The organism is Mycolicibacterium wolinskyi str. Jessa 2025, assembly GCF_049241375.1.
Classification (GTDB): domain Bacteria; phylum Actinomycetota; class Actinomycetes; order Mycobacteriales; family Mycobacteriaceae; genus Mycobacterium; species Mycobacterium wolinskyi.
Genome location: NZ_CP185960.1, coordinates 4,766,859 through 4,778,622, shown reverse-complemented (window position 1 = coordinate 4,778,622; position 11,764 = coordinate 4,766,859). Strand labels below are relative to the sequence as shown.

The window sequence follows — 11,764 nt, the reverse complement described above, 5'->3', positions numbered from 1 at the left end:
CGGCCGATGGCGAGCGACAACGCGGTGAAAGGACACCTCACCGCATTAGGAAAAATCGGCGAAGCATGGGCTACCTACAGAGGCGTCGAACCAACCGCAACAGCAGACCCGCGAATCGAACAGATGCGCAATTCGTTCCGACCTTTCGAGCGTCGGTCGTTGAGTGGATTTGCCGGCGGCACATCCAACAAATGGCGCAACGCTGGGTTCATCATTCCGCCTCCAGTGACTGTCGAACGACCGCATCTCTACCCGGTGGCGTGGCCACTCGTGCGCATCTCGGGTTCGACAATCGACGTAATGATTCGTGTGGGCCTCCTTCGCCGGTCCTCGGAAGACGAGATCGACGAGTCCGAAGGATGGCGGTTCGAGACGCCTGACCCGGATCCTGTCGAGGCATCCTACACCGGCCACTACCGCGCTCACTCACAGCGAATTGCAGGATGGGACAAAGACAGCACATTTGGTTTCGGACCCGACAAGCTTCCGTCGGAGGCCCTCGACGCGAACGGTCCGGGGCAGAACTCCGGTGATGTCGTCATTAACTGCGTCCGCCCCGCGTTCCCACTCGCATCCCACAGCCCGCCCGGCCTGATGTTGGCTACCATCGTCGCCTTATATGGGGCCAGGGCTGCGGGCGAGATCGTCGAGGCGGCCGGAGTCGATCTCGGTTTGAAACGCGAGTTCGAAGGGATCGCCTATCAACGATGAAAACATCGGCCGTCAGACCAACTCGGATTGCCCACATATCACCGACCATTGCTTCGGAGATGCTCCGGCCAACCATTTCTCGCTGAGATCGGCGGCGCGTTCGTCAGCGACCAGAACCCGCACCATTTAGGACAAGGGCGATCAGGAACCGGCGCATTGGATGCCGCCCAATCGTGCGTTCTGGTGTCAATACGCCGTGCAGTTCGTCGAGGTGTTACGCGGTTACCGCCTGCCGGTCGATGCCTCGTCGGCGGTCGTGCTACGCGAAGCCGCCGGGACGTGCCCGACGGGCTGAATCGTCTGCTCGCCGGACTTCAGAGGTCGAGCAACCAGTTCTGGCCGTTGAGGTCGTGGCCGAAACTGTGGTGACGTTCCTCGTCGACAAGCCGGAAACCGAACGCCTCGTAGATCTTTCGAGCGGCGGTCAGTACGTCGTTGGTCCACAGCGTCACGCGTTGATAGCCCGTGTCGCGCGCGAACTGCAGGCACTGTTCGACGAGCCGGGTGCCGAGTCCGAGGCCGCGAGCGTCCGGGGTCACCAACAGAATCCGCAGCTTCGCCACCTGGGGTTCATCGCCGGCGACGCAGAAGATGCAGCCCGCCCGCTCGCCGTCGACTTCGGCAATCCAGCCTGATTCGCGTGCGGGATCGTGGTTCGCGGCGAAGTCGGCGACGATCGTCGCCACCAATTTCTCGAAGTCGGTGTCCCAGCCGAACTGCCGGTTGTAGACCTCGCCGTGCGCCATCACGACCCAACCCAGATCGCCGGGGCGGTCGGCTCGGCGCACGAGAACCTGTCTCTGATCGACGGCCTGCGACATCGAAGAACCTCCAGAACACTGAAACACTCGTTTCAGTAGCGGTAGGCTACCAACGTGCCCACAGCCGCGACAAGCCCCTCGGCCCGGCAGACCGAACTGTTGGAAGCCGCCTACCGGTACGCCCTCACCCACGGCTTGGGGGACATGTCGTTACGTCCGTTGGCCGCGGCCATCGGATCGAGCCCGCGCGTGCTGCTGTTCCTGTTCGGCAGCAAGGACGGGCTGGTGCGGGCGCTGCTCGCGCGGGCACGCAGCGACGAACTGGCGCTTCTGGATCGGCTCAGGCGAGCCGCCGACACCGAACCCATCGGACTTGGCGCCGCCGTTGAGGAGACCTGGAAGTGGCTTGCCGCGGACGAGCATCGGCCGTTGCTGAAACTCTGGGCCGAGGCGTACGCGCGATCGCTCTCAGAACCGGATGGGCCGTGGGCCGGCTTTGCCCGCGCTACGGTGGAGGACTGGCTCGATGTCCTCGCGAATTGCCAACCGACGCAAGACAAAACCAGTGCCGACGGGATCGCGAGTCGCACCCTGGCGCTTGCAGTGCTGCGCGGGGGACTGCTCGACCTGCTGGCCACCGGCGACCGGGACCGGGTCACGAGCGCCGTACGCGCGCAAACGGCTCAGTTTCGCGTGTGACGAGCAGGCGCAAAAGCACCCCAAACCTGTTGATCTAGGGTGCTTTTGCGCCTGCTGGCGGTTTAGGTGCCGGTGTAGGTGGCCGGATCCGGACGGAACCGGGTGCCCTCGTCGAGGCCGTTGAGGGACGCCATCTCGTCCTCGGTCAGCTCGAAGTCGAACACGTTCAGGTTCGACGCGATGCGGTCGGGATTCGCCGATCGCGGGATCACGATGTTGCCCAGTTGCACACTCCACCGAATGAGCACCTGCGCCGGGGTCTTGCCGTGCGCCTCGGCGACGGCCGTGACGGCCGGGTTGTCGAGCAGGCGGCCGACGCCGAGCGGCCCGTACGCCTCGGTGGCGATGTTGTGTTCGGCATTGGCCGCGCGCAGCTCGGCCTGGTTGAGCAGCGGGTGCAATTCGATCTGGTTGACCGCGGGGGTGAAGAACGTCAGATGGACGATCGTCGAGAGGTCGTCGGCGCTGAAGTTGCTGACGCCGATCGAGCGGGCGACACCATCCTCCTTGGCCCGCATCAGGCCGCCCCAACTGTCGACGTACTTGCTGGTGTCACCGCCGGGCCAGTGGATGAGGTACAGGTCGACGTAATCGAGGCCGAGGCGCTCGAGGCTCGCGCGGGCCGCGTCCTGCGACGACTGGAAGCCCTGGTCGCTCGTGGCGAGCTTCGTGGTCACGAAGATCTCGTCCCGGGGGAGGCCCGACGCGGCGATCGCACGCCCGACGCCGGCCTCGTTGCCGTAGGCGGCCGCCGTGTCGATCAGCCGGTAACCGGCCTCCAGCGCGGCCGAGACCGAGCGCTCGGCCTCTGCGTCGGACATTTCGCCGACACCGAGGCCGACGACCGGCATCGTGTTGTCGTCGTTGAGCGTGACGGTGGGAATTGCTGCCGCCTGCCCATGGGACGAGGTCATGTCACCTACCCTGTGAAATTGAAGGTTCGTGGATCGGGACCCAACCGTGTTCCGTTTTCCAGCGACGCGATGGACGTCATGTCCTCTTCGCTGAGATCGAAATCGAACACGTCGAAATTGCTCACAATCCGTTCTGGGTTCACCGACTTGGGGATGACGATATTACCCAGGTGTATATGCCACCGAATCAGCACCTGGGCGGGCGTTTTCCCGTGCCGATCGGCGATGCCCGTGATCACCGGGTCGGACAGCAACGATCCCTGCCCGAGCGGACTCCACGCCTCGGTCGCGATGCCCAATTTGGCGTGCACGTCCCGCAGTTCCTGCTGCGGCATTAGCGGGTGGAGTTCGATCTGGTTCACCGCGGGAACGATGCCCGTCGCGTCGATCAATATGTTCAGGTGTTCGGGCTCGAAGTTGCTGACGCCGATCGAACGAACACGTTGCTGGTCGTGTAGATGTGCGAATGCCTTGAACGTGTCGATGAAGGTGTTTTTCGCAGGCATCGGCCAATGGATGAGGTAAAGGTCGAGGTAGTCGACTCCGAGCCGCTCCAGGCTCGCGTCGAAGGCCGCGAGCGTGGAGTCGTACCCCTGGTCGCTGTTCCAGAGCTTGGTCACGAGGAAGATGTCCTCGCGCGGCACACCTGAGTTGGCGATCGCGCGGCCGGTTTCGGTCTCGTTCTGATACGCCGCCGCCGTGTCGATGTGTCGGTAGCCCGCCTGCAAGGCCGCGGTGACGGCGCGTTCGGTGTCTTCGGCAGGCGTCTGCCAAACTCCCAACCCGACCTGCGGTATCGAATTACCGTCGTTGAGCGTGACGCGAGGATTCACAGAGGAAGCTGCCATGACCAGAAGTCTGCCAGGCGACGACGTCGCTGTCGGAAGTCCAGGTGAACGGACCGGAACCGTCCGCGACATGCTGCTGGGCCGCGCCACCAAGTTCACGCTCAACGCCATCCCGAACATCTCGGACCGGCGTAAACGCCTGCTGCTCGGCGGGCGCACCGTAACCATCGACGGCAACACCCTGGACACCACACTGCAGTTCATGCTGGCCGCCCAGCAGTCCGCCGGGCTGGCCGGCCTCGTGGCGGATTTCACCCCGGTTTCCGGGGTGGCGGTGTCGCGCGCGCAGCTGCGCACAACCGCGGCCATGATGCCGGGCAGCATCCACGTGGACGTGAGCGACATATCCATCCCGGGCCCCGCCGGGCCGATGGCGGCCAGGCGCTACATGCCGGTCGACGCCGGGCCGGTCACCGCACTCCTGCTCTTCTTCCACGGAGGCGGCTTCGTGATCGGTGACATGGACACCCACGACGGCTTGTGCCGGCTCATCTGCCGTGACGGCGGTATCCAGGTGGTTTCGGTCGACTACCGGCTCGCGCCCGAACACAAGGCTCCGGCGGCGGCGGAAGACGCCTATGCCGCCTACCAGTGGGCGCTCGACCATGCCGCCGGATTGGGCGCGACACACATCGTGGTGGGCGGCGACAGTGCCGGCGGCAATCTCGCCGCCGTCGTGTCCCAGTGGGCGCGCGACGACGAACTGCCGCTGCCGGCATTGCAGCTGCTGCTGTACCCGGTCACCGACTTTTCGAGCGAGACGCGTTCGCGGACGCTGTTTTCCGACGGCTATTTCCTGACCAAACGCGATATGGACTGGTTCAGGGACCACTATCTGGATGGCGCGGACGTCACCGCCGAGGATCCGGCGGTATCGCCCCTGTTGGCCGAGGACCTCTCCGGGCTTCCGCCTGCGCTTGTGATCACGGCCGGGTTCGATCCGCTGCGTGACGAAGGCAACCGTTACGCGCGCGCCATGCGAGATGCCGGTGTGCTGGTTGACCTGCGCGAGGAGCGTTCACTGATCCATGCCTTCGCCAACTTCTTCCCGCTCGGCGGCGGCAGCGCCAAAGCGACCGCGGTCATGATCTCGGCGCTGCGGGCTCATCTGAGCCACGCCTGAGGTGGCGGTCGTCGCCGCCGGTACGCTTGTTCCGTGGCCAAACCGAAGAAGACCGCCAAGTACGACCTCAAGGCAGCCGACCGCAAGCGCAACCTGTGGGTGCAGATCGGGCTGACCTCGGTCGTCGTGCTGTTCGCCGTCGCACTGGTGCTCTACATCGTGATGACCGGTGAAAAGCGGCCCGACGCGAATGCGGGCAAAGCCGTCCGGGTGGCGTCGAGCAACGTGATCACCAACGAGGGCTCGAGCGATCCCAAGGCCGTGATCGGCCTCTACGAGGACTTCCTGTGCCCCGCGTGCGGCAACTTCGAGCGTCAGTTCGGTCCGACCATCCGCAAGCTCATCGACACCGGCGCGGTGGCCGCCGACTACTACATGGTCGGCATCCTCGACCGTGCCGGCAACGGCTACTCGTCGCGGGCCGGCGGTGCGGCCTATTGCGTGGCCGACGAGTCGAACGACGCGTTCCGTCGCTTCCATGAGGCGCTCTACACCAAAGAGCTTCAGCCACAGGAGAACAGCGGCATCTACCCGGACAACGCCCGGCTGATCGAGCTCGCCCGGCAGGCCGGCGCCGCGGGAGGCGTGGCCGACTGCATCAACAACGGGCGCTACGTCGAGATGGTCCAGGGCATGGCCGGCGCGACGGGCATCAACGCCACCCCGACCATCCGGATCAACGGTGAGGACTACGAGCCGTCCACGCCGCAGGCCCTGGTGGACAAGATCAAGGAGATCGTCGGCGACGTGCCGGGTCTCGAAGCCGTGGCACCGGCACCGCAATGACCGTCACCGCGCGGCCGGCAGCTGACTCCGAGCACACTCCCGACGACCGCCCGTCGGGGGTGCCGGTCGCGCGGGCCAGCGCGGTGTGGGTGCTGATCGCCGGCGTGATCGGCCTGGCGGCATCGTTGACGCTCACGGTCGAGAAGATCGAAATCCTGATCAACCCGGCGTACGTGCCGTCCTGCAGCATCAATCCGGTGCTGTCGTGCGGTTCGGTGATGGTCACCCCGCAGGCGTCGGCGTTCGGTTTCCCCAACCCGCTCATCGGCATCGTCGCGTTCACGCTCGTCACGATGACGGGCGTGCTGGCGGTCGCGGGTGTGCGCCTGCCACGCTGGTACTGGGCCGGGCTGGCCGCCGGGACGCTGCTGGGTGCCGCGTTCGTGCACTGGCTGATCTTCCAGAGCCTCTATCGCATCGGTGCGCTGTGCCCGTATTGCATGGGTGTCTGGGCGGTGACGATCCCGCTGCTCGTCGTGGTGAGCTCGATCGCGCTGCGTCCACTGGCAGGCAACGCGGTCGCGCGGGGCATCTACCAGTGGCGATGGTCGCTCGTGGCGCTGTGGTTCACGGGCCTGATACTGCTGATCCTGGTCCGGTTCTGGGATTACTGGTCAACACTGTTGTAACACTGCGGAAACATCTGGGCGGTTAGGGTTACGCGTGATCTCCAAGGTGCTGGTAGCCAATCGTGGCGAGATAGCGATCCGTGCGTTCCGTGCTGCATACGAGATGGGCATCGCCACGGTGGCGGTGTATCCGTATGAGGATCGGAATTCGCTGCATCGTCTGAAGGCGGACGAGTCGTACCAGATCGGCGACGTCGGTCATCCGGTGCGGGCGTATCTGTCGGTGGACGAGATCATTCGGGTGGCCAAGCATGCCGGCGCCGATGCGGTGTATCCCGGCTACGGCTTCCTGTCGGAGAACCCCGAGCTCGCCGCGGCGTGCGCCGAGGCGGGCATCACGTTCGTCGGCCCGTCGGCCGAGGTGCTTGAGCTGACGGGCAACAAATCGCGTGCGATCGCTGCGGCGCGGGCCGCGGGCCTGCCGGTGTTGGCGTCGTCTGAGCCGTCGTCGTCGGTCGAGGATTTGGTGGCGGCCTCGGCCGGCATGGAGTTCCCGCTGTTCGTCAAGGCCGTGTCGGGTGGGGGCGGGCGCGGCATGCGCCGGGTCACCGACCGCGAGGCGTTGGCGGAGGCGATCGAGGCGGCTTCGCGCGAGGCCGAGTCGGCGTTCGGCGACGCGTCGGTGTATCTGGAGCAGGCGGTGCTCAATCCCCGCCACATCGAGGTGCAGATCCTGGCCGACGGGCAGGGCAATGTGATGCACCTGTTCGAGCGCGACTGCAGTGTGCAGCGGCGCCATCAGAAGGTCATCGAGCTCGCGCCCGCGCCCAATCTGCCCGAGGAGCTGCGCGCCAAGATCTGCGCCGACGCGGTGGCGTTCGCGCGCCAGATCGGTTACTCGTGTGCGGGCACCGTCGAGTTCCTGCTCGACGAGCGCGGCCATCACGTCTTCATCGAATGCAACCCGCGCATCCAGGTCGAGCACACGGTGACCGAGGAGATCACCGACGTCGATCTGGTGGGTTCGCAGCTGCGCATCGCGGCCGGCGAGACGCTGGCCGATCTCGGCCTGAGCCAGGAGCGGTTGGTGTTGCGTGGCGCGGCGATGCAGTGCCGCATCACCACCGAGGACCCCGCGAACGGTTTCCGTCCGGACACCGGCCGCATCACGGCATACCGGTCGCCGGGCGGGGCGGGCATCCGGCTCGACGGTGGGTCGAACCTTGGCGCCGAGATCAGCGCGCATTTCGATTCGATGCTGGTGAAGCTGACGTGCCGCGGCCGGGACTTCTCGGCGGCGGCATCGCGGGCGCGCCGGGCGTTGGCCGAGTTCCGTATTCGCGGTGTGTCGACGAACATCCCGTTCCTGCAGGCCGTGATCGACGATCCGGATTTCCGGGCGGGTCGGGTGACGACGTCGTTCATCGACGACCGGCCGCACCTGCTGACCTCCCGCGAGCCCGCCGACCGCGGCACCAAGATCTTGAACTATCTGGCCGATGTCACGGTGAACAAGCCGAACGGGGAGCGGCCCTCGGCGGTGTATCCGCAAGACAAGCTGCCTGCCATCGATCTGGAGGCGCCGCCCGCGGCGGGCTCCAAGCAGCGCCTGGTCGAGCTGGGGCCGGAGGGGTTCGCCCGCTGGATGCGTGACAACCCGGCGGTGGGCGTCACCGACACGACGTTCCGCGACGCTCATCAGTCGTTGCTGGCGACGCGGTTGCGGTCGACGGGTCTGCTCAAGGTGGCGCCATACGTTTCGCGGATGATGCCCGAGTTGCTGTCGATCGAGTGCTGGGGTGGGGCGACTTACGATGTGGCGCTTCGCTTCTTGAAGGAAGACCCGTGGGAGCGGCTGGCCGCGCTGCGCGAAGCGGTGCCCAACATCTGTCTGCAGATGCTGCTGCGGGGCCGCAACACCGTCGGCTACACGCCGTACCCGGAGATCGTGACGTCGGCATTCGTCGAGGAGGCGACGGCCACGGGCATCGACATCTTCCGGATCTTCGATGCGCTCAACAACGTCGATTCGATGCGTCCGGCGATCGATGCGGTGCGTAACACCGGCACCGCGATCGCCGAGGTCGCGATGTCCTACACCGGTGACCTGAGCAACCCGGCCGAAAACCTCTACACCCTGGACTACTACCTGCGGCTGGCCGATCAGATCGTCGAGGCCGGTGCGCATGTGCTCGCGATCAAGGACATGGCCGGGCTGTTGCGGCCGCACGCCGCCCACACGTTGGTGAGCGCGCTGCGCAGCCGGTTCGATCTGCCGGTGCATGTGCACACCCATGACACGCCGGGCGGACAGTTGGCCACCTATCTGGCGGCCTGGCAGGCGGGAGCGTCGGCGGTCGACGGCGCGGCAGCGCCGTTGGCGGGCACCACGAGCCAGCCGGCGTTGTCCTCGATCGTGGCTGCCGCGGCGCACACCGACCGTGACACCGGGCTGGACCTGGGTGCCGTCTGCGAGCTCGAGCCGTACTGGGAGGCGCTGCGAAAGGTGTACGCGCCGTTCGAGTCTGGGCTGCCCGCCCCGACCGGCCGGGTGTACTCCCATGAGATCCCGGGCGGTCAGCTGAGCAATCTGCGCCAGCAGGCGATCGCCCTCGGGTTGGGGGACCGGTTCGAAGACATCGAGAACGCCTACGCCGCGGCCGACCGGATCCTGGGCCGGCTCGTCAAGGTCACCCCGTCGAGCAAGGTGGTCGGGGACCTCGCGCTGTCGTTGGTGGGTGCGGGAATCAGCGCCGAGGAGTTCGCCGCCGACCCGGCACGCTTCGACATCCCCGACAGTGTCATCGGCTTCCTGCGCGGCGAGTTGGGTGATCCGCCGGGCGGCTGGCCGGAACCGTTGCGCACCAAGGCTCTTGAGGGTCGCGGCCCGGCCAAGCCGACCGAGGAGCTCTCGGCCGAGGATGAGGCGCTGCTGGCGGCGCCCGGGGTCAAGCGGCAGGCCGCGCTCAACCGGTTGCTGTTCCCCGGCCCGACCAAGGAGTTCGAGGCGCACCGCGAAACCTACGGCGACACTTCATCGTTGAGCGCCAACCAGTTCTTCTACGGGCTGCGCCACGGTGAGGAACACCGCGTCGCACTGGAACGCGGTGTGGAGCTGCTGATCGGTCTGGAAGCGATCTCGGATGCCGACGAGCGCGGCATGCGCACGGTGATGTGCATCCTCAACGGCCAACTGCGGCCGGTGCTGGTGCGCGACCGCAGCATCGCCAGTGAGGTCCCGGCCGCCGAGAAGGCCGACCGGAACAATCCCGACCACGTCGCGGCACCGTTCGCCGGGGTCGTCACGGTCAACGTGGCCGCCGGTGACACCGTCGAGGCGGGCGCGACGATCGCCACGATCGAGGCCATGAAGATGGAAGCCGCGATCACCGCACCCAAGGCAGGCACCGTCGACCGTGTCGCCGTGTCAACCACCGCACAGGTCGAGGGCGGAGACCTCCTGGTGGTCGTGCGCTGACCCGGATCATCGCCGGGGCCCTCGGTGGTCGCCGAATCGCGGTGCCGCGCAGCGGGACACGGCCCACGTCGGATCGTGTGCGCGAGGCCGTGTTCAACGCGCTGACGGCGCGCGTGGATTTCACCGGGCTGGCGGTGCTCGACCTGTATGCGGGCTCGGGAGCGCTTGGCCTGGAAGCGCTTTCGCGTGGCGCGGCCTCGGCGCTGTTCGTCGAGGCCGATCAGCGGGCGGCGGCCGTCATCGCCAAGAACATCGCGGCGTTGGGCGTGACCGCAGCGACGGTGCGGCGGGGAACCGTCGCTTCGGTGCTCGCGGCCGGTACCGATCGGCCCGTCGACCTGGTGCTGGCCGATCCGCCGTATGACGTCGAGGCCGCTGCCGTCGATGCGATGGTCACCGCACTGGCCGACGGTGGATGGGTCGGCGAGGGAGCGGTGGTGATGGTCGAACGGCGTGCGACAAGTGATCCGGTCGCCTGGCCGGACGGCTGGACCGCGCTGAGCGCCCGTCGATACGGCGACACCCGTGTCGAGCTCGCCGAGGTGGGGTAGCCCCAGCCGCGTGGCGACCCTGTACCGTCGTCACCCATGAGCGGCGCGGTGTGCCCAGGATCCTTCGACCCGGTGACCCTCGGGCATATCGACATTTTCGAACGCGCGGCCGCGCAATTCGACGAGGTCGTGGTGGCGGTTCTGGTGAACCCCAACAAGAAAGGCATGTTCGACCTCGACGAGCGGATGGCGATGATCGTCGAGTCGACGGCCCATCTGCCGAACCTCCGGGTGGAGTCCGGTCAGGGTCTGGTGGTCGACTTCGTGAAGTCGCGCGGACTCACCGCGATCGTCAAGGGCCTGCGCACGGGTACCGACTTCGAATACGAGCTGCAGATGGCTCAGATGAACAAGCACGTGGCAGGCGTGGACACGTTCTTCGTCGCCACCACACCGCAGTATTCGTTCGTGTCGTCGTCGCTCGCCAAGGAGGTCGCCTCGCTCGGCGGCGACGTCTCGGCACTGCTACCCGAGCCGGTCAACGTCCGGCTCCAGGCAAAACTGAACGGTTAGCGCACACCGGTAAGCGGGTAATCAGCGAGCGGCGCACAGCCCATGGCGCCCACTCGTCCAAGCCCGATTTCCGGAGGTGGCCACCGTGCCCAACACATTCGTCCAATCCACCGACGACGTCGTCAAGTTTCTCCGCGACCAACACAACCTGATCAAGGATCTGTTCGAAGAGGTGTTCTCCGCCTCGACCGACGAGGCGCGCGAAAAGGCCTTCATCGAACTGCGTCAGCTGCTGGCGGTGCACGAGACCGCCGAGGAAATGGTGGTGCACCCGCGGGTCCGGCGTGAGGTTGCCGACGGCGAAGAGATCGTCGAGGCCCGGCTCCACGAGGAGCACGCCGCCAAGGAGCAGTTGTCCAAGCTGGAGAGCATGGACATCGGCTCCGAGGAGTTCATCACCGAGCTCACGAAATTCCGTGAGGCGGTGATCGATCACGCAGACCACGAGGAGCAGGAAGAGTTCAACAAGCTCCAGCGCAAGCTCGACGCCGACGATTTGGAGCGCATGGCCAAGGCTGTGCAAGCGGCCGAGGCCATCGCACCGACGCGGCCGCACGCCGGTGTCGAGTCGGCTGCCGCGAACTTCGCCATCGGTCCGTTCGCGTCGATGCTCGACCGCGCTCGCGACCTGATCGGTGCCGCGCTGCGGTAACTCATAGCTGTTCGGCGCCCCGTCGGTCACCCGGCGGGGCGCCGACGCATGTGTCCCATTGCCATAATGGCGTCGAGGCGAATGTGCTGGGTGTGGCCGTGCGAGCGACACACCGCCAGTGCTCCACAGTCACAGGCGTAACACCAGGCACACTAGTCA

The 11,764-nt window shown here is 66.3% G+C and carries 13 protein-coding genes; 10 read left to right on the top strand and 3 right to left on the bottom strand.

Translation table 11 applies throughout. The annotated features are described in order from the left end of the window. The first annotated feature begins 6 nt into the window (after positions 1-6). Complete coding sequence (locus ACOI2T_RS23655; protein ID WP_409506274.1) at positions 7-711, top strand: hypothetical protein; 705 nt, start codon at positions 7-9, stop codon at positions 709-711. Positions 712-871: 160 nt separating this feature from the next. After that, positions 872-1,006, top strand: a complete 135-nt coding sequence (locus ACOI2T_RS23650) for a hypothetical protein (protein ID WP_409506273.1) — start codon at positions 872-874, stop codon at positions 1,004-1,006. Between the two features lie 19 nt (positions 1,007-1,025). Here ACOI2T_RS23650 and ACOI2T_RS23645 read toward each other — a convergent pair whose 3' ends face one another. Then, on the bottom strand, positions 1,026-1,532 hold the full coding sequence (locus ACOI2T_RS23645) for a GNAT family N-acetyltransferase (protein ID WP_409506272.1): 507 nt from the start codon (positions 1,530-1,532) through the stop codon (positions 1,026-1,028). 54 nt (positions 1,533-1,586) lie between these two features. On the opposite strand from ACOI2T_RS23645, the gene ACOI2T_RS23640 reads away from it, so the two are divergent. Continuing rightward, positions 1,587-2,171 (top strand): TetR/AcrR family transcriptional regulator, encoded by a 585-nt coding sequence (locus tag ACOI2T_RS23640; RefSeq protein ID WP_409506271.1) that lies wholly within the window; start codon positions 1,587-1,589, stop codon positions 2,169-2,171. A gap of 62 nt (positions 2,172-2,233) precedes the next feature. On the opposite strand, the gene ACOI2T_RS23635 is transcribed toward ACOI2T_RS23640, so the two are convergent. Next, positions 2,234-3,085, bottom strand: coding sequence for an aldo/keto reductase (locus ACOI2T_RS23635; RefSeq protein ID WP_409506270.1), 852 nt, complete (start codon positions 3,083-3,085; stop codon positions 2,234-2,236). A gap of 5 nt (positions 3,086-3,090) precedes the next feature. After that, positions 3,091-3,918: an aldo/keto reductase gene (locus ACOI2T_RS23630; protein WP_085145297.1), complete on the bottom strand. Its 828-nt coding sequence runs from the start codon at positions 3,916-3,918 to the stop codon at positions 3,091-3,093. 13 nt (positions 3,919-3,931) lie between these two features. Here ACOI2T_RS23630 and ACOI2T_RS23625 point away from each other — a divergent pair, with 13 nt between their 5' ends. The 7 genes from ACOI2T_RS23625 to ACOI2T_RS23595 all read left to right on the top strand — a co-directional run bounded on the left by ACOI2T_RS23625 (position 3,932) and on the right by ACOI2T_RS23595 (position 11,605). Further along, the gene (locus ACOI2T_RS23625) at positions 3,932-5,056 is read left to right on the top strand and encodes an alpha/beta hydrolase (protein WP_409506269.1); all 1,125 of its coding nucleotides are present in this window, start codon (positions 3,932-3,934) and stop codon (positions 5,054-5,056) included. A gap of 33 nt (positions 5,057-5,089) precedes the next feature. Then, the gene (locus tag ACOI2T_RS23620; protein WP_085145299.1) at positions 5,090-5,842 is read left to right on the top strand and encodes a thioredoxin domain-containing protein; all 753 of its coding nucleotides are present in this window, start codon (positions 5,090-5,092) and stop codon (positions 5,840-5,842) included. Beyond that, positions 5,839-6,471, top strand: coding sequence for a vitamin K epoxide reductase family protein (locus tag ACOI2T_RS23615; RefSeq protein ID WP_409506268.1), 633 nt, complete (start codon positions 5,839-5,841; stop codon positions 6,469-6,471). Before ACOI2T_RS23620 ends, ACOI2T_RS23615 begins: the two co-directional genes overlap by 4 nt. 34 nt (positions 6,472-6,505) lie before the next feature. Next, positions 6,506-9,889, top strand: a complete 3,384-nt coding sequence (locus ACOI2T_RS23610; protein ID WP_409506267.1) for a pyruvate carboxylase — start codon at positions 6,506-6,508, stop codon at positions 9,887-9,889. After that, on the top strand, positions 9,886-10,440 hold the full coding sequence (gene rsmD, locus ACOI2T_RS23605; RefSeq protein ID WP_409506284.1) for a 16S rRNA (guanine(966)-N(2))-methyltransferase RsmD: 555 nt from the start codon (positions 9,886-9,888) through the stop codon (positions 10,438-10,440). Before ACOI2T_RS23610 ends, rsmD begins: the two co-directional genes overlap by 4 nt. A 36-nt stretch (positions 10,441-10,476) precedes the next feature. Further along, positions 10,477-10,953 carry a pantetheine-phosphate adenylyltransferase gene (coaD, locus tag ACOI2T_RS23600; protein ID WP_409506266.1) on the top strand — a complete coding sequence of 159 codons (477 nt, stop codon included), beginning with the start codon at positions 10,477-10,479 and terminating at the stop codon, positions 10,951-10,953. Between the two features lie 85 nt (positions 10,954-11,038). Continuing rightward, positions 11,039-11,605 carry a hemerythrin domain-containing protein gene (locus ACOI2T_RS23595; protein ID WP_409506265.1) on the top strand — a complete coding sequence of 189 codons (567 nt, stop codon included), beginning with the start codon at positions 11,039-11,041 and terminating at the stop codon, positions 11,603-11,605. Positions 11,606-11,764: the final 159 nt, after the last annotated feature.

Bases quoted from the DNA above. Each gene is read 5' to 3' on its own strand.
- ACOI2T_RS23655 (WP_409506274.1), top strand. From the start codon at position 7: ATGGCGAGCGACAACGCGGTGAAAGGACACCTCACCGCATTAGGAAAA.
- ACOI2T_RS23635 (WP_409506270.1), bottom strand. From the start codon at position 3,085: ATGACCTCGTCCCATGGGCAGGCGGCAGCAATTCCCACCGTCACGCTC.
- coaD (WP_409506266.1), top strand. From the start codon at position 10,477: ATGAGCGGCGCGGTGTGCCCAGGATCCTTCGACCCGGTGACCCTCGGG.
- ACOI2T_RS23625 (WP_409506269.1), top strand. From the start codon at position 3,932: ATGACCAGAAGTCTGCCAGGCGACGACGTCGCTGTCGGAAGTCCAGGT.
- ACOI2T_RS23615 (WP_409506268.1), top strand. From the start codon at position 5,839: ATGACCGTCACCGCGCGGCCGGCAGCTGACTCCGAGCACACTCCCGAC.
- ACOI2T_RS23645 (WP_409506272.1), bottom strand. From the start codon at position 1,532: ATGTCGCAGGCCGTCGATCAGAGACAGGTTCTCGTGCGCCGAGCCGAC.
- ACOI2T_RS23650 (WP_409506273.1), top strand. From the start codon at position 872: ATGCCGCCCAATCGTGCGTTCTGGTGTCAATACGCCGTGCAGTTCGTC.